This is a genomic window from Aeromonas aquatilis, assembly GCF_054052405.1.
Genome location: NZ_JBSTYP010000074.1, coordinates 1 through 19,917, shown reverse-complemented (window position 1 = coordinate 19,917; position 19,917 = coordinate 1). Strand labels below are relative to the sequence as shown.

At 61.2% G+C, this 19,917-nt stretch carries 16 protein-coding genes; 6 read left to right on the top strand and 10 right to left on the bottom strand.

What is annotated here, in order from left to right; all coding sequences use genetic code 11:
• From ACW5W8_RS21150 to ACW5W8_RS21135, 4 genes are all read right to left on the bottom strand, one after another.
• Nucleotides 1-427: transposase (locus tag ACW5W8_RS21150; RefSeq protein ID WP_498630196.1), on the bottom strand; the 427-nt coding region annotated here is incomplete at its 3' end.
• 124 nt (nt 428-551) lie between these two features.
• A complete protein-coding gene (locus ACW5W8_RS21145; protein ID WP_236289837.1) occupies nt 552-1,193 on the bottom strand; it encodes a bifunctional 4-hydroxy-2-oxoglutarate aldolase/2-dehydro-3-deoxy-phosphogluconate aldolase in 642 nt (213 codons plus the stop codon).
• 9 nt (nt 1,194-1,202) lie between these two features.
• A complete protein-coding gene (gene edd, locus ACW5W8_RS21140; RefSeq protein WP_498630193.1) occupies nt 1,203-2,999 on the bottom strand; it encodes a phosphogluconate dehydratase in 1,797 nt (598 codons plus the stop codon).
• On the bottom strand, nt 2,996-3,505 hold the full coding sequence (locus ACW5W8_RS21135; RefSeq protein WP_005340649.1) for a gluconokinase: 510 nt from the start codon (nt 3,503-3,505) through the stop codon (nt 2,996-2,998). The genes edd and ACW5W8_RS21135 overlap by 4 nt, the downstream gene beginning before the upstream one ends.
• A 243-nt stretch (nt 3,506-3,748) precedes the next feature.
• Between ACW5W8_RS21135 and gntU the strand changes: the two genes are divergently transcribed.
• The 4 genes from gntU to ACW5W8_RS21115 all read left to right on the top strand — a co-directional run bounded on the left by gntU (nt 3,749) and on the right by ACW5W8_RS21115 (nt 11,103).
• Entirely contained in the window at nt 3,749-5,089 is a 1,341-nt protein-coding gene (gene gntU, locus ACW5W8_RS21130; protein ID WP_498630191.1) for a gluconate transporter, read from the top strand.
• A gap of 150 nt (nt 5,090-5,239) precedes the next feature.
• The gene (pssA, locus tag ACW5W8_RS21125; protein ID WP_498630189.1) at nt 5,240-6,589 is read left to right on the top strand and encodes a CDP-diacylglycerol--serine O-phosphatidyltransferase; all 1,350 of its coding nucleotides are present in this window, start codon (nt 5,240-5,242) and stop codon (nt 6,587-6,589) included.
• A 190-nt stretch (nt 6,590-6,779) separates the two neighbouring features.
• On the top strand, nt 6,780-8,849 hold the full coding sequence (gene recG / locus ACW5W8_RS21120; RefSeq protein ID WP_498630187.1) for an ATP-dependent DNA helicase RecG: 2,070 nt from the start codon (nt 6,780-6,782) through the stop codon (nt 8,847-8,849).
• A 142-nt stretch (nt 8,850-8,991) separates the two neighbouring features.
• Nucleotides 8,992-11,103 (top strand): AsmA family protein, encoded by a 2,112-nt coding sequence (locus tag ACW5W8_RS21115; protein WP_498630185.1) that lies wholly within the window; start codon nt 8,992-8,994, stop codon nt 11,101-11,103.
• A gap of 54 nt (nt 11,104-11,157) precedes the next feature.
• Here ACW5W8_RS21115 and ACW5W8_RS21110 read toward each other — a convergent pair whose 3' ends face one another.
• Nucleotides 11,158-12,066 (bottom strand): bifunctional GNAT family N-acetyltransferase/hotdog fold thioesterase, encoded by a 909-nt coding sequence (locus tag ACW5W8_RS21110; RefSeq protein WP_498630183.1) that lies wholly within the window; start codon nt 12,064-12,066, stop codon nt 11,158-11,160.
• 51 nt (nt 12,067-12,117) lie between these two features.
• On the opposite strand from ACW5W8_RS21110, the gene ACW5W8_RS21105 reads away from it, so the two are divergent.
• A complete protein-coding gene (locus ACW5W8_RS21105) occupies nt 12,118-12,798 on the top strand; it encodes a spermidine synthase (protein WP_498630197.1) in 681 nt (226 codons plus the stop codon).
• Here ACW5W8_RS21105 and dtd read toward each other — a convergent pair.
• The 4 genes from dtd to ACW5W8_RS21085 all read right to left on the bottom strand — a co-directional run bounded on the left by dtd (nt 12,787) and on the right by ACW5W8_RS21085 (nt 17,210).
• The gene (dtd, locus tag ACW5W8_RS21100) at nt 12,787-13,224 is read right to left on the bottom strand and encodes a D-aminoacyl-tRNA deacylase (RefSeq protein ID WP_498630181.1); all 438 of its coding nucleotides are present in this window, start codon (nt 13,222-13,224) and stop codon (nt 12,787-12,789) included. The two genes, ACW5W8_RS21105 and dtd, sit on opposite strands and share 12 nt — an antisense overlap.
• Nucleotides 13,225-13,438: 214 nt before the next feature.
• Entirely contained in the window at nt 13,439-14,311 is an 873-nt protein-coding gene (locus ACW5W8_RS21095; protein WP_498630179.1) for a virulence factor BrkB family protein, read from the bottom strand.
• Nucleotides 14,312-14,487: 176 nt separating this feature from the next.
• Entirely contained in the window at nt 14,488-15,729 is a 1,242-nt protein-coding gene (locus tag ACW5W8_RS21090) for a malic enzyme-like NAD(P)-binding protein (protein WP_498630177.1), read from the bottom strand.
• Nucleotides 15,730-15,983: 254 nt separating this feature from the next.
• Complete coding sequence (locus tag ACW5W8_RS21085; RefSeq protein WP_498630175.1) at nt 15,984-17,210, bottom strand: aromatic amino acid transporter; 1,227 nt, start codon at nt 17,208-17,210, stop codon at nt 15,984-15,986.
• A gap of 213 nt (nt 17,211-17,423) precedes the next feature.
• Here ACW5W8_RS21085 and ACW5W8_RS21080 point away from each other — a divergent pair, with 213 nt between their 5' ends.
• Nucleotides 17,424-18,224: a DUF2971 domain-containing protein gene (locus ACW5W8_RS21080; protein ID WP_498630173.1), complete on the top strand. Its 801-nt coding sequence runs from the start codon at nt 17,424-17,426 to the stop codon at nt 18,222-18,224.
• A 32-nt stretch (nt 18,225-18,256) separates the two neighbouring features.
• Here ACW5W8_RS21080 and ACW5W8_RS21075 read toward each other — a convergent pair whose 3' ends face one another.
• Nucleotides 18,257-19,690 carry a DUF2867 domain-containing protein gene (locus ACW5W8_RS21075; protein ID WP_498630171.1) on the bottom strand — a complete coding sequence of 478 codons (1,434 nt, stop codon included), beginning with the start codon at nt 19,688-19,690 and terminating at the stop codon, nt 18,257-18,259.
• Nucleotides 19,691-19,917 lie beyond the last annotated feature (227 nt).

Here is a 19,917-nt window from a genome sequence, read left to right as displayed (position 1 = left end):
GAACCCGGCCGCCGACCATCCGGTAGTTCATGGCCTGATTGACGATGTCATCGAAGATTTCCTGATAGATGGAGGACTCGGCAAAGCGGCGGCGACGGGTCTGACAGAAGCTGGAGGCATCGATGACCTTGTCGGTCAGTCGCATGCGCAGGAACCAGCGATAGGCCACATTGAGGTGAATTTCCTGAACCAGGCGGCGCTCGCTGCGAATGCCAAAGAGATAGCCGATGAAGAGCATCTTGAAGAAAAGCACAGGGTCGATGGCGGGGCGGCCATTGTCCTGGCAATAGCAGTGGCGAACCTTGTCGCGAATGAATTCAAAGGAGATGAACTTGTCGATTTTGCGCAGGAGGTGGTCTTGGGGGACGAGTTCCTCGAGGGTGACCATCTCGATCTCAAATTGTTGGGGTGCGGGTTCTCTGAGCATGGTGCAGTCCATTTATTGACCATGCAGCAATTAGATCAAACCCCGGGATCGGCGTCCAGGGGTTTGTCAGCAGTCTGAGAGGCCACCCGAAGGTGGCCTCTGTGGTTTTCTGCACGACTGACGCTTAGCGTTTTACCAACTCAACCGCTTCGCGGGAGAGGCGGGTTACCTCCTCCCAGTTGCCGCTCTTGACCGCATCGGCCGGCAGCATCCAGGAGCCGCCGACGGTGGCCACGCACTTGAGCGCCAGATAGTCGGCCACGTTTTTCGGGCCGATACCGCCGGTCGGGCAGAACTTCACCTGGGGCAACGGCGCGGCAATGGCGGAGAGCGCCTTGGTGCCGCCATTCGCTTCGGCCGGGAAGAACTTCAGGTGGTCGTAGCCCGCTTCCAGCGCCTGCATCACTTCAGACGGAGTAGCCACACCCGGGATCAGCGGTGCAGTGCTCTTGGCCGCGTGAGCCAGCAGGGCCGGCGTCATCCCCGGGGAGATGACGAAGCGGGCACCGGCAGCAACGGCTGCGTCAAACTGCTCGCAGTTGAGCACGGTACCGGCACCGACCATGGCATCCGGCATCGCCTTGGCGATAAGGGCAATGGCATCGAGCGCCACCGAGGTGCGCAGGGTGATTTCGAAGACAGAGATGCCGCCGTCGAGCAGCGCCTTGGCCATCGGCAGGGCCTGATCCAGCTCGTTGATAACCATCACGGGTACCAGCGGGGAGGCGGCAAACACCTCGGCCGGGGTCACTTTCCAGTTCTGCATAGCTCTTCCTTATTCAAAAATGGTGGCGCCACACTCGGCGCTCGATACCGCGCGACGCATCACGCTGAACAGTTCACGGCCCCACCCCTCTTGTTCCAGAGTGAGGTCAATCTCGGCCTGGGTACGGCCACTCAAATCGGTCAGGCAGTCGAGGCTGCCGTTTACCGCGTCAACCCGCAGCAGATCGCCGTCAGCCAGCAGGCCGATGGCCCCGCCGTGCAGCGCTTCCGGGGTGACGTGGATGGCGGCCGGGATCTTGCCGGAGGCGCCGGAGAGACGGCCATCGGTGACCAGCGCCACCTTGTAACCCGCTTTCTGCAGATTGCCGAGCACCGGCATCAGCTTGTGCAGCTCCGGCATGCCGTTGGCGGCCGGGCCATTGTGGCGCACCACGATCACGGCGTCCTGATTGAGATCGCCCGCCTTGTAGGCCGCTTCCACCGCATGCTGGGAGGAGAAGACCCGCGCCGGCGCGTCGATGACACGATATTCGGGAGCCACGGCAGAGACCTTGACCACGGCGCGGCCCAGATTGCCCGCCAGCAGCTTGGTGCCGCCGGTGGCCTGGAACACGCTGCCGGAAGGTGAAAGCACGCTCGCATCGCCGCTCTCACCGACCGGCTGCCATACCAGCTGGCCATCGACCAATGCCGGACGGCTGAGGTAATCCTGCAGCTCGCCAAAGACCGGAGTGGCGTCCATGTGGATCAGCCCCTCTTGCGCCAGACGGCGCATCAGGCCGGGCACACCGCCCGCCTGTTCAAAGGCGTTGACGTCGGCCGGGCCGTTCGGGTACATGCGAACCAAGAGCGGCACCACGTCGGAGAGATCGCTGATGTCATCCCAGGTCAGAACCAGACCGGCGGCGCGAGCCAGCGCCACCATGTGGATGCTGTGGTTGGTGCTGCCGCCGGAAGCGAGCAGGGCCACCAGACCGTTGACCAGCGAGCGCTCATCCAGCACCTCGCTCAGCGGACGATAGGCCGGGGAGCCCGGGATCATGGCGCTGATGCGGCGGGCCGCCTCAACGGTCAGGGCATGGCGCAGCTCGCTGTGCGGGTGGACGAAGGCAGAGCCCGGCAGCATCAGGCCCATGGCCTCAAACACCAACTGGTTGGTGTTGGCGGTGCCGTAGAAAGTGCAGGTGCCTGCCGCGTGGTAGGCGCCGCACTCCATCTCCAGCAGGGCATCACGACCCACCTCACCGGCGGCGTACTTCTGACGCACCTTCACCTTCTCGTCATTGCTGATGCCGCTCGCCATCGGGCCAGCAGGAACAAATGCAGTCGGCAGGTGAGCGTGGGAGAGGGCCCCCATGATCTGGCCCGGAGCGATCTTGTCGCAGATACCGAGCAGCAGGGTCGCATCAAAGGTGTTGTGAGAGAGCGACAGCGCGGTCGCCTGGGCGATCAGGTCACGGGAGAAGAGGGACATGTCCATTCCCGGCTGACCCTGAGTCACCCCGTCGCACATGGCGGGCACGCCGCCAGCGACCTGGGCACTGTGGCCCAGCTCGGCCAGCACCGCCTTGATCTGATCCGGATAGCTCTGATAGGGCTGATGGGCGCTCAACATATCGTTGTAGGCGGTGACGATGCCGACGTTGGCGCGGGTCATATCGAGAATGCGACCCTTCTCGTCACTGCTGCAGGCGGCCACGGCGTGGGCCAGGTTGCCACAGGCCAGTGCGGCGCGGGTCTTGCCCTGCTCGGCCTGACGCTGGATGCGGGCCATAAAGGCCTGACGGCGGGCGGCACTGCGCTCGCGGATGCGGGCAGTGACATCGGAAATTACCTTATGAATCATTGGGCTTGCTCCAATGCTGTGACGGCGCGGTCAACCACCTGTTCGAAGGTGCCGTCGATATCGATGTGGAATACACCGGCTTCGCCATCCGGGCGCTCCAGGGTATCGAACTGACTTTGTACCATGCTTTCGCGCATGAAGTGGCCCTTGCGGGCACGCATCCGCTCGAGGATCAGCGGCTGGCTGCCATCGAGGAAGATGAAGCTGACCGACTCGTTGCCTTCGCGGATCTGGTCGCGGTACTTCTTTTTGAGAGCGGAACAGACGATGATGCCGGTCTCGTTCTTCTGCTCGAGACTGTAGGCGGCGTCGCGGATCCGCTCCAGCCAGGGGGCACGATCCTCATCGTTGAGGGGGTTGCCACCAGCCATCTTCTGGATGTTGGCCTTGGGGTGGAGATCATCACCATCGATGAACTTGGCGCCCAGCGCTTCTGCCACTTTGAGGCCCACGCTGGATTTACCGCTGCCACATACACCCATCACGATAATGCACTTACCCGCCATAATTTGACCTCTGTCTCACTTTTCAAAAAACCAGCTGTTGATGGGTTCTAATCTAGCACGTTACCGGTAACATGTTACCGGTAACGATTAAAAATGTGAAGTCGGCCACAGACTGTAACTAACACTCTCCGGCCACGTGCCACATGCCGCAGACTAGCAACATATAGATATAAATCATAAACTTACAGCTAGTACCGAGTCCTGCGGCATTGCCACTGAACAACTAACAAGGAACAGAGAACAATGTCGGATATCTCTTTGATCATGACGGCCGCCGGCTCGATCGTGCTGCTGCTCTTCCTGGTGATGAAGGCGCGTCTGCACGCCGTCGTCTCCCTCATTCTGGTCTCCATGGTGGCCGGTCTTGCCGCCGGCATGAACCCGGCCGACATCGCCGCCACCATCCAGAAAGGGATGGGCGGCACCCTCGGCTTCGTCGCCGTGGTGGTGGCGCTGGGTGCCATGTTTGGCAAGGTGATGGAAGTGACCGGAGCCCTCGACCGGGTAGCTCACACCCTGCTCGGCAAGTTCGGCGTCAAGCGCGCCAACTGGGCCATGGCCCTGACCGGCTTTGTCTGCGCCCTGCCGCTCTTCTTTGACGTGGCCGTGGTGCTGCTGATCGGCGTCGCCTTCGCCATCGTCCGTCGTGGCGGCGGCAGCGTGGTGAAGATTGGTATCGCCCTGCTGGCGGGTATCGCTACTTGCCAGGCCTTCCTTATTCCGGCACCGGGCCCGATCCTGGTCGCTTCCCAGCTGGGTGCCGACTTCGGCTACATGATCCTGTTCGGCCTGATCGCCGCCGTGCCGGCGCTGATCCTGGCTGGCCCGCTGTTCGGTGACTTCATCAGCAAGATCGTCGATGTGCCGCTGCCTGCCGATGCCCAGAACAGCGTCCACGATGACAGCAAATCCCTGCCCTCCTTCGGGCTGGCGATGGGTCTGATCGGTCTGCCGCTGCTGCTGATCGGCCTCAAGACCATCGTCGGTCGCTTCGTCGAGGCGGGCTCCACCCTGCACGGCTGGCTGGAGTTCATCGGTCACCCCTTCACCGCCATCATGGTCGCCTGCCTGGCCGCCTTCTATCTGTTGGGTATTCGTCGTGGCATGTCCCGTGACGAGGTGATGAGCGTCTGCAACAGCGCCATCCAGCCGGCGGGCGTTATCATCCTGGTAACCGGTGCCGGTGGCGTGTTCAAGCAGGTGCTGGTTGATTCCGGCGTGGGTGCCGCCCTTGGCAACATGCTGGCCGACTCCGGTCTGCCCATCGTCGCACTGGCCTTCATTCTGGCTGCCGCGGTGCGGGTGATCCAGGGCTCTGCCACCGTCGCCATGCTGACCGCCTGCGGTCTGGTACTGCCGATGCTGGAACCGCTCGGTCTGAACGGTGCCCAGCTGGCTGCCGTCACCATCGCCATTGGCGGCGGTTCCATCGTGCTCTCCCACGTCAACGACTCCGGTTTCTGGCTGGCCAACCGCTACCTCGGCCTAACCGAGAAGCAGACTCTGCAGACCTGGACCGTGATGGAAACCATCATCGGCACCACCGGCGGCGTGATGGCGATGATCATCTACAGCTTCCTCTGACAAGGGCGAAATGCTGACAAAAAGGCCTCACTCGTGAGGCCTTTTTCATCTTTCTGATGATTCTTGCTTTGGCCCAGAGGGCGAGATTGCTAGAATCGCCTATTCATCGCTCCGAGTGGAACGCTTAACCCCGTGATTTCAGGTTTATCTATGCATTCATCGGCCCATTATCGACAACTGCTGGCGCGCCTGCCCCAGATCGCCGTCGCAGCGGATCAGTTTGAAGTGCTCTATAGCGCCCAGGATTTCAAACGCCGCATTCTTACGCTTATCGCCAGTGCCACCCGGCGCATCTATCTGGTCGCGCTCTATCTGCAGGATGACGAAGCAGGCCGAGAGATCCTCTCCGCCCTCTACGCCGCCAAGCAGCGCAATCCGGCCCTCGACATCAAGCTGTTCGTCGACTTCCACCGTGCCCAGCGCGGCCTGATCGGCAAGGGCAAGCAGGGGGGCAACCACCTGATGTATCAGGCCATGGCTGCCGAACACGAGCACCAGATCGAAATCTACGGCGTGCCGGTCAAAGGGCGCGAGCTGCTCGGCGTGCTCCACCTCAAGGGCTTCATCTTTGATGATGTGGTGCTCTACTCCGGCGCCAGCCTCAACGACATCTACCTGCATCAGCAGGATCGCTACCGCTTCGATCGCTATCACCAGATCACCAGCCCGGAGCTGACCCGCAGCATGGTCAACTATGTGGATGACCTGTTCGTGAAGAGCGACGCGGTGCAGCGACTGGATCACAGCGACATCCCCAGCGCCAAGCAGCTGAAGGGGCCGATCCGCCGCTTCAAGCAGAACCTGCGCCAGAGCCAGTACCGCTTCAGCACCATGCCGGTCAACTCTCAGGAAGTGGCTGTCACCCCCATGGTGGGTCTGGGCAAGCGCAACAATCAGCTCAACCTGATGATCCGCAATCTGGTGCGCGCCACCGAGCGGGAGATCTTCATCTGCACCCCTTACTTCAACCCGCCCAAGGAGTTGAGCAAGGATATCGAGGATCTGCTGCAGCGCGGCTGCAAAGTCACCATCGTAGTGGGCGACAAGACCGCCAACGACTTCTTCATTCCGCCGGAAGAGAAGTTCTCCACCATCGGTGGCCTGCCCTATCTCTACGAGACCAACCTGCGCAAGTTTGCCGAGCGCAACCAGCGCCACATCGACGACGGTCGCCTCAACCTGATGCTCTGGTGTTGCGAGCGCAACTCCTACCATCTCAAGGGGATCTTCGTGGATGACGAGTGGGCCCTGCTCACCGGCAACAACCTCAACCCCCGCGCCTGGGCGCTGGATCTGGAGAACGGTCTGCTGGTGCACGATCGTCGCCACCTGCTGCGTCCCCAGTTCAACACTGAGCGGGAGAACATCCTGACCAACACCAAGCGGATCAGCCACTTTGATCAGGTGGAGCAGATTCAGGACTACCCGGAACAGGTGCGCAAGCTGCTGGGACGGATCCATCGGGTCAAGGCCCATTTGCTGCTTAAACGCATCATCTGACCCTGGGCGCCATGCGCCCGCACCTTGCCTGTTGGCAGCCGCACAAAGGCCTCCCGTTTTCGGCAGGCCTTTGTTATATCCGCCGTTTCCCCCGCCTTGGCGGCCCAGCCAGCAGCAACTCGGCTTGCATCGGCCCCTCAACAACCCCTATCATCTGGACATATTTACAGTGTTTTCGGGCATCTAATTGATGAAATTGGATAAAATTCCTCTCGATAGCCTCAAGGGTGTCGGCAGCAAGATGCTGGAGAAGCTCGAGCGGCTGGGGCTAGCCACGGTACAGGATCTGCTGTTCCACCTTCCCCTGCGCTACGAGGACCGCACCCAGGTGTGGCCCATCGGCGATCTGCCGCCCGGCCTGCACGGCGCAGTCGAGGGCGAAATCCAAGACACTCAGCTGGTGATGGGGCGCCGCCGCATGATGGTCTGTCGCATCAGCGATGGCACCGGCACCCTCACCCTGCGCTTCTTCAACTTCACCGCCGCCCAGAAAAACAGTCTGGCGGCGGGCCGCCTGATCCGCTGCTTTGGCGAGGTTCGCCCCGGCAAATACGGGCTGGAGATGGCCCACCCCGAGTACAAGCTGCTCGGCGAGGAGCAAGCCGGCCAGACCGAAGAGGCGCTCACCCCCGTCTACCCGACCACCGAAGGGCTGCGCCAGCTCACCCTGCGCAGCCTCACCGATCAGGCGCTGGCCCAGCTCGATCTCTATGGCGTTGAGGAGCTGCTGCCCGCCGGCCTCTATCCCCACCAGATTGAGCTGGCCGCCGCCCTGAAATTGCTGCACCGCCCGCCCCCCTCGGTAGCGCTGCCGCTGCTGGAAAGCGGCCAGCATCCGGCCCAGCAGCGACTGGTGCTGGAGGAGCTGCTGGCTCACAACCTCTCGGTACTCAAGGTGCGCGCTCAGGCACAAACCCAGCTGGCCCGCGCCCTCAAACCGGCGCCCGCGCTGGTCGAACAGCTGCTCGGCGCCCTGCCGTTCAAGCCCACCGGCGCCCAGAGCCGGGTAGTGGCCGAGATAAGTAAGGATCTGCAACAGAGCCACCCCATGATGCGGCTGGTGCAGGGCGACGTGGGCTCCGGCAAAACCCTGGTCGCGGCACTGGCCGCCCTGCAGGCTATCGGCAACGGCTGTCAGGTGGGCTTGATGGCGCCGACCGAGCTGCTGGCGGAACAGCACGCCATCAACTTCGCCAAGTGGCTGGAACCGCTCGGCATCGGAGTCGGCTGGCTGGCGGGCAAACAGAAAGGCAAGGCGCGGGAAGAGTCGCTGGCCGCCATCGCCGACGGCAGCGTCAAGATGGTAGTGGGCACCCACGCCATCTTTCAGGAGCAGGTAGTGTTCCAGCATCTGGCGCTGGTCATCATCGATGAACAGCACAGATTCGGGGTGCATCAGCGCCTAGCCCTGCGCGAGAAAGGGGAGCGGGAAGGGGTACATTCCCATCAACTCATCATGACCGCTACCCCCATCCCCCGCACCCTGGCGATGACCGCCTATGCCGACCTCGATACCTCGGTCATCGACGAACTGCCGCCGGGCCGAACCCCCATCACCACAGTCGCGCTGCCCGACAGCCGTCGCGGCGATGTAATCGAGCGGGTCAAACTCGCCTGCACCGAGGGCAAGCAGGCCTACTGGGTCTGCACCCTGATCGAGGAGTCGGAGGTGCTGGAGTGTCAGGCCGCCGAGGATACCGCCGCCGAGCTGCAGAACCTGCTGCCCGGCCTGCATATCGGGCTGGTGCACGGCCGGATGCGGCCGGTGGAGAAACAGCGGGTGATGGAGGAGTTCAAGGCGGGCATACTGCAACTGCTGGTCGCCACCACCGTCATCGAGGTGGGGGTGGATGTGCCCAACGCCAGCCTGATGATCATCGAGAACCCGGAGCGACTCGGGCTGGCCCAGCTGCACCAGCTGCGCGGCCGGGTTGGCCGGGGCGCGGTAGCCTCTCACTGCGTGCTGCTCTATCATGCCCCCTTGTCCAAGACGGCTCAGAGCCGGCTCGGAGTGCTGCGGGAGACCAACGACGGCTTTCTCATCGCCCAGCGCGATCTGGAACTGCGCGGCCCGGGGGAACTGCTCGGCACTCGCCAGACCGGTCTGGCCGATCTCAAGATCGCCGATCTGGTGCGGGATCAGCCGCTTATTCCACAGGTGCAAAAGATGGCGCGCTTCCTTATGGATAGGCATCCGAGTCATGTCGAACCCTTGATTCGCCGTTGGCTCGGCCTGCGGGACCACTACTCCAATGCCTGATCGAGGTAGATGCAGAAGATGGGCACATGTCCTTATGGATAGGCATCCGAGTCATGTCGAACCCTTGATACGACGCTGGCTTGACCTGCGGGATCACGCTGCCAACACCTGATCACTCAACCAATACAGGAGGAAAGCACTTATGAATTCCTGGCTACGCGGCCTGCTCTACACCTTTGCCTTCCTGCTGCTGTTTGTCTGGGTTGCCCTCGGCCTGTTCGACGCCGAGCGCGCCAAAGGCCCCATCGCCAGCTGGATCAGCCAGCAGACCGGCGTGCCGGTCACCATAGGGCGGCTGGTGTTCAACCCGCTGCACCCCTACACCCTGCTGGCAGAGCAGGTGCGTTACGGCGATGCGGTCTCTCTCGACAAGGTCTATCTGGAGATCGAGAGCATCGACTGGCTGAGCCGCGACGTGCGCATCGCCCATCTCGATCTGATTCGTCCCGCTATCAAGCTGCCGCTGCCCAACCAACTGCCGAACCTGCCGGTGCACTCCCTCACCATCAGTGACAGCACCATAGACCGGCTCAGTCTGGAGAGCCCCGAGCTGACCCTGCGCGGCCTCAACGCCACCCTGAGTGACTGGGAGCTGATCGACCCGAAACGGCAACCACAGGCCAACCTGAGCCTCAATATCGGCCAGCTGGAGACCCCGCAGTTCACCCTTGCCCGTCTCAACCTGCAAGGACGGCTGGAAGGAGAAGTGCTGCGCAGCGACAAGCTGGTGACCAACCTGTTCGACGGTCTGCTGGAGACCGGCATGGTGCTGGACTGGCCCGCTCGCACCCTGCAACTGCACGATCTCAAGGCGCGCGGCATGCGGGTGGAACTGGGGGATCTGACACAACAAGGCTTCCCGCAGCGCTTCCCGTTGCAAAGCGTGTCGCTGGATCGCGGTCAGCTGGACGGCGTCAGCCTCAACGACATCAATCAGGAGCTCTCCTTCAACAACTTCAGCGGCCAGCTCACCGCCTTCAACTGGCAGGCGGGCAACCAGCCCACCGGCTATCTGAGCGGCACCCTGGGCGACATGGGGCGTGGTCTGTTCCAGCTGGAGGAGATCAAGGGCAAGCTCGCCTTCTCGCCCCAGCAGATTGACGGCGAACTGCAGGGCAAAGCCTATGAAGGGGAGTTCAATGTCGAGCTCTCCCTCGATACCCAACAGCAGAAGCTGACCCTGAAAGACGTGGCGCTGAGCGGCATGGATATCAGCCTGCCACAGGGTTGGTGGCAGGATTGGCAGAGCTGGCGCCCGCAGCAGATCGATATCCGCAAGCTGGCGTTCGACAAGCTCAAGGTGCTCTCCTTCGACGATACCCTGCCCCTGTCGCTGACCGGCTGGCAGCTCTATCTGAGTGATCTCGCCCTGCGCGATAACCAACCCGGCCCGCTGCTCGGTCGCGCCCGCATCGAGAGCAAGTGGTTCGAACTAGTGTGGGATGGCCTCAGCGCCCGCAACGGCGAACTGGATGGCGAACTCACCCCCAGCTCGTGGCAGCTGGGCAAGCTCACCAGCTCGCTGCCGGATGAGGGCACTCTCAGCCTGAGTGGCCAGTGGGGCCGCGAACCGGGCCAGAGCAGCCGCCTGGAGTTGCAGGCGACCAAGCTGGATCTGCAGCAGTGGGGCAAGATACTCCACTCCCCGGTCTCCTTTGCCGGCAAAGCGGACGTGAGCGCCGACCTGCAAGCCGAACACGGCAAAACGGCGGGCGAGTGGCGGCAGACCCTGCAAGGCAGCTTTGCCCTCGATGCCGACGAGCCATTCTGGGACAAGGTGAAGATAGATCCGCTGCTGGATGAGTGGTTCAAAGGGGCGACCCCGCCCACCCTGACGCCGGATCAGCTGTGGCAGGCGATGCAGGAGGGGGACACCCCCTTCTACCGCATCAAGCTGCAGGGCAAGATCGACAAGGGGCAACTACAAGTCGAGCAGGCTGGCGCCTCCACCATCACCCATCTGCTGGCGCTGCAAGGGGGGATCGATCTGGTCAACGAGCAGTGGCAGCTGGATCTGGGAGTGCTCAACGGCAACCGCTGCGCCGAGCTGCTCGGCCAGTGGCGCGGCCCGCTGACGGAACCCACGCTGGCCTGGCGCTTCCCGCAGAAGCAGGACGCCTGCGGCTGGGAAGTAGGAGTACGCTATCCGCCGCAGGGCAACAGCGCCCCGCTCTGGCGACCGGCTCCCGCGCCGAAAGCCCAAGCCCAAGTACAGACCCAAGCCGGGCAGACAAGCGACAGCCAGCAAGGGTAAAAACAGACAAGGCCTCATGATGAGGCCTTGTTGTTTGATGGGGAAACGGCGCAGTTACTGGCCCGGACGGCGGGGCGGCTGTACCACGTAGTGGCCGCAGAACTCCGCCGCCAGTTTGCTGCCGCTGAACAGCTGGATCTTGAGGCTGAAGGTGGCAGGCTCGCCCCGTTTGAGCGGCTGCAGCACGGCGGGCATCCCCTCGCGGGCCACCCGCGCCTCCGGCTCCTCATCGACCGGGCCATGATATTTGATGGTGCTCTCGGCCAGCACCGGCTCGCCCACCAGCCCCTCCTCTTTAAGCTGCAGCCAGATCAGCCCCCAGCCCGCAAGCACGCACTGGCTGTAGACACTGCCGGCGAACATGCTGCCATGCACGTTGAAATTGGCCGCCAGATTGGCCTTGAGATGGAAGGTCTGGCCGTCGTAGTGGCTGATGTGCATCCCCATCTTCTCGCTGATGGGCACCCCGCGCGACCAGCGGGTGGTGAGATCCTGACACCACTCCGGCCGGTACTGGATGGTCTGCAACGGGCTCAGGGATTTGATCATCTGGCGATGGGGAATGCGGCCAAAGGTGACGGGGCCGCCCCCCACTTCGAGAAAACCGCACTTGCGATAGAACTCCACCGCCTCCTGACGGGCGTTCATCACCAGCCGTTTCACCTTCTCGCTGCGGGCCAGCTGCTCGAGATCCTCCACCATTTGGGCACCCAGCCCCTGGCCGCGATATTCGGGACGCAGCGCCATAAAGCGGATCTGCGCCTCATCGCCGCCGATAAAGAGGCGGCCCACCGCGATGGGGGTGCCATCGGGTGCCAGCATCAGCCGGTGAATGGCGACCGTGTCGTACTCGTCCCGCTCGGAACCGACGGGCAGATTGAAGGGTTTACGCAGAAGTTCCCAGCGCAACTGGTAGTAGGCATCCAGCTCGGCGACTGTCTGAGGGGTGACTACCCGGTACATAGTTTCATCCTTGAGTTACACTGATCGGAAACCATCTTGCCGTGCAAATTCATGGACTTCAATCTGCAAGCGTACCAAGCCGATCACTTGTTGCACCTCAGCGTCAAACCCCAGCGCCGCCTCACGGTACAGGAAAATGACCAGCACCGCTGGCTGGAGATAGACGGCGTGGTGCAATCCGCCATGTCGCTCGCCGACCCCGCCGCCCTCTGTCTGCCCCATCAGCGGGTCATCGCCTGCCTGCTGCCGGAACAGGCTGGGCAGATCCTCGAACTGGGGTTGGGTGGCGGCGATCTCACCCGCCATCTGAGTCAGCGCTGGCCCTCGGCCCGCCACGAGTGCGTTGACCTCGACGAAGAGGTGTTGACCGTTTATCAGCAGTTTTTCCAGCATCAGGAGCACGATGGGCAAGCCGTTCCGACACTCCATCAGGCCGATGCCCTCGTCTTTCTGGAGCAGAGCGAGCAGCAGTACGACCTCATCCTGCTCGATCTCTTCAGTCAGGATGGCAACCCGCTGCTGCTGTTTCAGGAGCGGCTCTACCGGACGCTGGCTCCCCGCCTCTGCGGCACCCTGGTCATCAACCTGCTGCCGCGCACCGAACTGGAGCTAACCCATGCCCTGATGCTGATCGAGCAGTGGATTGGCCCGGCCACCCCCTATCCAGTCGCAGGGCTCATCAACGTGATCGTCCACGTCACACCGCGGGACGAAACATCCTCAGACCTGTAGCCAGAAGGTAACCGGGCCGTCGTTGACCAGCGCCACCTTCATGTCGGCGGCAAAACGCCCGGTTGCGGTCGGGATGCCGCTGGCAGCAGCCTTGGCCGCGAAGTAGTCATAGAGCCGCTCGGCCTCGCTCGGGTGAGCGCCGCAGGAGAAGCTGGGACGCATCCCGCTCTTGGTGTCGGCCGCCAGCGTGAATTGGGAGACCACCAGCAGGCTGCCGCCGATCTGACCGACATTGAGGTTCATCTTGCCATTCTCGTCACTGAATACCCGATAGCCGCTCACCTTGTGCAGCAACTTGTCGGCCTTGGCCTCGTCATCCCCCTGCTCTACCCCGAGCAGCACCAGCAGCCCCTGACCGATGGCGCCGGTCACCTCCCCCTCGACGGTCACGCTGGCCTCGGAGACCCGCTGAATCAGTGCAATCACATCCCTCTCCTCTAAAAACAGAACGACCGCCCCGGCTCGATTGCAGGGGCGGTCGTCGATGCTACCAATAAACCGGTGGCCAAGGCGATGGCTTAGCCCAGCTCTTCACTGGCCGGCTTCTCATATTCACCGAGGCAGGCGGTAGTCTCCGCACCGAGTAGCACCACCAGCCAGCTCAGATATGCCCAGACAAAGAGGATCGGAATGATGCCGCTCAGCCCAGCTCTTCACTGGCCGGCTTCTCGTATTCACCGAGGCAGGCGGTAGTCTCCGCGCCGAGCAGCACCACCAGCCAGCTGAGGTAAACCCAGACAAACAGGATCGGGATGGTGGCCAGCGCACCGTAGATTGCCTGATAGGAGGGGAAGCTGGTGATGTAGATGGCAAAGCCGCGCTTGGCCAGCTCGAACAGGGTCGCCGCTACCAGCGCACCGATAGAGGCGTGGATCAGCCGCACCTTGCAGTTAGGCACCACGGTATAGACCAGCAGGAAGGTAAGCACCGAGAAGAGGAACGGCAAACCGCGCAACAGCAGATAACCGATACCGAACAGGCTCTCGGCGCCAAACAGCCGCAGCGAGAAGATGTAGGAGGAGATGGCGATACTGGCCCCGATAAGCACGGGTCCCAGGGTCAGGATCATCCAGTACATGGCAAACGCCTGCGCCAGCGGGCGGCCCTGGGTCGAACGCCAGATGTAGTTGAGGTTCTTGTCGATGGCAGAGATCAGCATCAGCGCCACCACCACCAGCGCCCCAATCCCCACCGCCGTGGTGTTGGTGGCATTGGCCACGAAGCCGTCGATGTACTCCTTGAGCATGTCGCCCGCGGTCGGCACAAAGTTGTGGTAGACGAACTGCTCCATCGCCTGCTTGAGGCTCTGGAACACCGGGAAGGCGGACATCATGCCAAACACCACGGCGATCATCGGCACCAGTGAAAGCAGGGTGACATAGGCCAGATAACCGGCGGTAACCGTCAATCTGTCCTGCTGGAAACGGCCCCAGACAAACTGGGCAAAGTGGCGACCATCATGGCGCAAGAAGGAGAGGGCGTGGGCCAAACGGCCGCTGACAGGCTGCTGCATCTTGATTCTCGTTAGCGTCATAGTGGCAATATTGTGTCAGAGGAGAGCGCTGTTTGACCACCTTTGCACCCGATTTGCCTCCATCTGCCCCAACCAGTCACCCGGCTGGCGTCTCTGACTGTCGCCAGAAGCAGAGATAAAAACGGCCCCGATATGGGGCCGTTTGCAACGCCGGATTACAGCATGTAGTCCGCAGGCAGCTCGATGCGGGCGACACCGGAGGCCACCGCCGCCAGCGCCACGGCTCGGGCTACGCGCGGCAGCAGACGGGCATCCATCGGCTTGGGAATGACGTAATCCTTGCCGAAGGCGAGCTCGCTCACCCCGGCGGCGGTCAGCACCTCGGCCGGCACCGGCTCCTTGGCCAGCGCACGGATCGCCTCGACCGCGGCAATCTTCATGGCATCGTTGATGCGGCTGGCACGGGCATCGAGGGCACCGCGGAAGATGAAGGGGAAGCAGAGCACGTTGTTGATCTGGTTCGGGTAGTCGGAGCGACCGGTCCCCATGATGAGGTCACTGCGTACGGCGTGGGCCAGCGCCGGCTTGATCTCCGGATCCGGGTTGGAGCAGGCGAAGATCACCGGATTGGGCGCCATCAGGGCGACCGCTTCAGCGGGCAGCACATCGGGGCCGGAGACGCCGACAAACACATCCGCCCCTTCGATGACATCCATCAGGGTGCGCAGCGGGGTCTCGTTGGCGAAACGCTGCTTGTACTTGTTGAGATCGGTGCGGCCGGTGTGAATCACCCCCTGACGATCCAGCATGAAGATGTTGTGCGCCCTGGCGCCACACTTGATCAGCAGATCCATGCAGGCGGTGGCGGCAGCCCCCGCCCCCATGCAGACGATGCGGCTGTCACTGATCTGCTTGCCCTGCACTTCCAGTGCGTTGAGCAGACCGGCGGCGGTGACGATAGCGGTACCGTGCTGGTCATCGTGGAACACCGGAATGTCGCAGCGCGCGATCAGCGCCTCTTCAATCTCGAAACACTCCGGCGCCTTGATATCTTCCAGATTGATGCCACCGAAGGTATCGGCGATGGCCGCCACCGTGTCGATGAACTGCTGGCTGGTCTCGTGCTTCACCTCGATGTCGATGGCGTCGATGCCGGCAAAGCGCTTGAACAGCAGGGCCTTGCCCTCCATCACCGGCTTGGAGGCGAGCGACCCCAGATTGCCCAGACCCAGAATGGCGGTGCCGTTGGAGATGACGGCCACCAGATTGCCCTTGCCGGTATAGCGGTAGGCATCGGCCGGGTTGGCGGCGATCTCGCGCACCGGCTCGGCAACACCCGGGCTGTAGGCCAGCGCCAGATCATGGGCGGTTTCGGCGGGTTTGGTCAGGGCAATGGCAATTTTGCCGGGTACCGGCTGGGCGTGGTAATCGAGTGCTTGTTGACGCAGATCGGACATGGGGGACCCCGATGTGGTTGGTGCAAATGAGGTGCCAACAGGGGGCACGCAGAAGGGTGGGGATCATAAAAGAAAGCGGTGGGCATGCCCAGCAGATCATGCTGCCATTAGCCAGATTAGACCAGTTATTTCAGCACCTTACCCCATCCACACCTACCACTTTAGTTATAGATTCTGCTGTGTGGGGTAAAAATGGCGCAAAAAGGGCGGCAAGTTGGCCTTGCCGCCCTTTCTGTCAGTGCTGTAGACCTGACTCAGTTGCCCAGATAGACCGGCAGCAAATTTGCCATCGACAGGAAGTGGAACAGCGCGGTCGCCAATCCGAACAGGATCAGCAGCCAAGCCATCAGCTTGCCACCAGGGGTAACGAAGTGGGGTGTCACTTCGCCCCGCTCGGCCCGCGCCCGGGTGCGCAGCACCAGCAGTGCCGGGATAATGCAAGTCCAGATGGTGGCGGCGGCACCGGCATAGCCGATGGCCAGCAGGAAGCCGAACGGGAAGAGCAGGGAAAGCAGCAGTGGCGGCAGGAAGGTGACCGCCCAGGTCTTGCTGCGACCGGCGCGGCTGTTGTCGAACTTGAACAGATCCGCCAGATAGTCGAACACCCCGAGCCCCACCCCGATAAAGGAGGAGAGGATGGCCGCCATGGAGAAGCCGTTGATGGCGCTGGCCACCTTCTCCGATTCGATCACCCCTGAAAGCGCGGAGAGCAGCACGCTCACATCGCCCCCCTTGGCAATCACGGGGGCAAAATCCTGACGGGGCAGGTTGCCGAAGATCCCCAGCAGCCAGAGCACGTAGAGCGCCAGCGCGATCAGGGTTCCCCCCAGAATGGCCCATCTGGCCTGCTGCTCGTTCTGGTAGTAGGCACGCAGGGAGGCAACAGAGTGGTGATAGCCAAACGAGGTGAGCGCCACCGGCAGCATCGCCATGGCATAGGGGGCGTAGCGACTCTCGCTGCCCGCCAGATCGAGCAGGGTCGGCAGCTTGATACTGCCGAGCAGCCCGGCCACACCGAGGGCGAAACTGAGGATCATGAAGGCGATCAGCACCACAGAGATGCGGTCAACGGCGCGGGTCGAGTGCCACACCACCGCAGAGAAGAGCGCCACAAACAGCACGGATGCAAGCTTGCTGTCGATCCCCAGAATCCCCTGCAGGATGGCACCGGAGGAGGTGATATAGGCGTAGAGCAGAATGCCGCCAACAAAGTAGACCGAGAGGTTGTTGAGGAGATTGAGCTTCTCCCCCAGCAGCTCGCGAGTCACGGTATTGAAGGAGACCCGCATATCGTGGTGCTGGAATGATTCCAGCAGCATCCAACCGGAGAGGGTCATCATCACCATGGTGACGGTCAGCGCCAGCATCGACCAGAGGGTCCAGGCCCCCGCCCCCGAACTCGGCAGACCGAGCATGCCAGCTCCCACGCAGACGCTGGCAATGATGCAGGCGCCCCCCAAAATTGACGGTTTTTTCTTCATAATCCCTTCTTTTAGTCACACACCTGAATTACATAAATAGCGGGATATGATGCCAGTATTTATCATCAGATGCACATAATGAACATGACAAATTCACATCTATTCTTACCTCGCACCTATATACAGGAGAGATGATAGTGTGATGTCATCCTCATTTTTGATTGTGGACTATTGGTATTCTGAGAGAATAAACAACTCAACCATTTATTAACCATGACCGCTACATCAATATATAAATACTTTCCAATCAACCAATACACCCTTGCAACATTTCTTAACAAAAAAATATGGTTTTCATTTCCTCAAGACTTCAATGATCCATTCGACTGTCAAATAAACGCAGATAAAACATGTTCAGAAGCCAGCTGTGAACAATGCCGTTATGCTTATGGGCCACAATGCGATCAGTTTCTCTATGCACTCCGGCAATTAACGCTCGACCAACGCATAGATATAAAGCAAGTTGCCAAGAGTACCAATGACCAACTGGAGAGAGTCGGTGTAAGCTGTTTTAGCAAAAATAAATATAACATCCTGATGTGGTCACACTATGCTGACTCCCATAAAGGGATCTGTGTTGAATTTGAACAAGATACTCTTTTCAATGAAAAAATAAAATTTTCTGATGTGAAGTATCATGAAAGCTTTCCATTCCACGAGTTGCAAAATTCGCTTGAGGCATGTGAAGAGGATTGGGGTGATAATTTAACCCCTATGGATACGGTTATAGCTGTATTTAGCGATGCTATTCTTACTACAAAATATAAAGCATGGAAAGATGAAGAGGAAGTTCGGGCTATATATACAGGGACTGATGATTTCAAAAGCGACGGGGGATTTATTTTTTCACCGTCCGCGATAAAGAATGTATTTTTTGGCTGTAAGACAAGTGCTCGAGATATGGCAACGATAAAACTGTTGTTTACGGGTAAAGAGTTCAGCTCCGTTCATTTTTTCATGATGAAAAAAGCCGCGGATGAGTATTCGCTCCAGTCCGAAGAGCTGGTCAGATAACCCGACCATCATCCGCAACCCGATATCACATCTCAATCCATCACCGGGATACCTGCCCTCGCTTCGGCCTGACGGGCGATGGCCTCGGTCATCCCCTGAAAAATAAAGAGGTGGAACGGCAGCATTGCGAGCCAGTAGGCCAGCCCCCAGGCGCCCTGCGGGTGCCAGTGAGCGGTGACCCGGATGCGGGTCAACCCGGACTCCTCCGGCAGGATGTTAAACTCCAGCCGCCCCACGCCCGGAGCCTTCATGTTGAACAAGAGATCGAGCCTGCGCCCCTCATCCACTCCGAGGATCTGCCAGGAGTCGAGCATATCCCCCTTCACGAAACGATCCGGATTGGTGCGACCACGGGTGCGGGCCGGGCCGCCGATCAGGTGATCCATCCATTCGCGCACCACCCACAGCTGGTTCATGTAGAAGTAGCGCTGCTCACCCCCCAGTTGCTGCAACACCTGCCACACCACCTCGGGAGAGGCGAGGCAGATGGCCTCGCCGCTGGCGGTACGGTCATAGAAACCATATTCGGGATGGCGCCAGCGCAGGCCAAGCGGCGTCTCCTGCCCCTGCTGTTCGGCACCCAGCGTCTGCTCCAGCGCCAGACTCTCCGCCAGCGCCTCGTCGAAGCTGAGCAGGGTCTGCGGCAGCAAGGTGCGCAGCGGGCCGTCATCGGCTGGAATATCGTGCTTGAGACCGCCCACCAGCGCCTTGGCCACCGGCTGCGGCACAGAAGTGACAAACTGCAGCCACCAGGCAGAGAGGCGCGGGCTCAGAAACGGGATGGGAATGATGGGGCAGCGCTTGCCGATATGGGCAGCGAACTTCTGCAACTGCTGCTGATAGCTGAGCAGCTCGGGACCGACCGCATTGAAGATGCGGCCATCCACCTCGTCGGCCTCCACCAGCCCGCCCAGATAGTGCAGCAGGTTGGACAGCGCAATCGGCGGCGTGCGCGAGCGCACCCACTTTGGCGTCACCATCATCGGCAGGTTGAACACCAGATCCCGCATCACCTCGAACGCCGCTGACCCTGGCCCGATGATGATGCCGGCACGCAGCTCCACCGTCGGCACGCCGGAGTCACGAAACAACTCGCCACAGTGGCGGCGGGAGTTGAGATGGCGGCTGTTGCACTGCTCTGGCTGGATCGCCCCGAGATAGATGATGCGACGCACCCCGGCGGCGCGGGCAGCGGCGGCAAAATTCTTTACCCCCTGCTGCTCCAACCGGTGAAAATCGGCCCCCGCCCCCATGGCATGCACCAGATAGAAGACGGTATCGATGCCCGCCAGCGCAGGCAGCAGAGTGATGGGCTTGAGGCTGTCGGCGAGGCGAAACTCCACTCCCTCCGGCAAGCGGCAGGGACGGCGCGCCCCGGCAATTACCTTGTAGCCCAGCGTTTGCAGGTGAGGCACCAGATAGGAGCCTATATAGCCCGCCGCCCCCATCACCAGACAGTTTCTCATCCTCTCTCCCCTTTCCATTGTCGTCCCGGCCACCGGGCTGGCAACCTGAATGCCCATCATCCAGCCTCACCGTCACTTTGCAACATGGAACTAACAATTCTGCCTGTTAGTCCGATTTGGTGTTAATCCCGGTTTATTTATGGCTATGTCCCAATTACGTGTTGCATGGGGTGCCCCAGCGCCTCATGCAAACATGCTTTGATATTCACGCCCCTCCCGTAACGCTC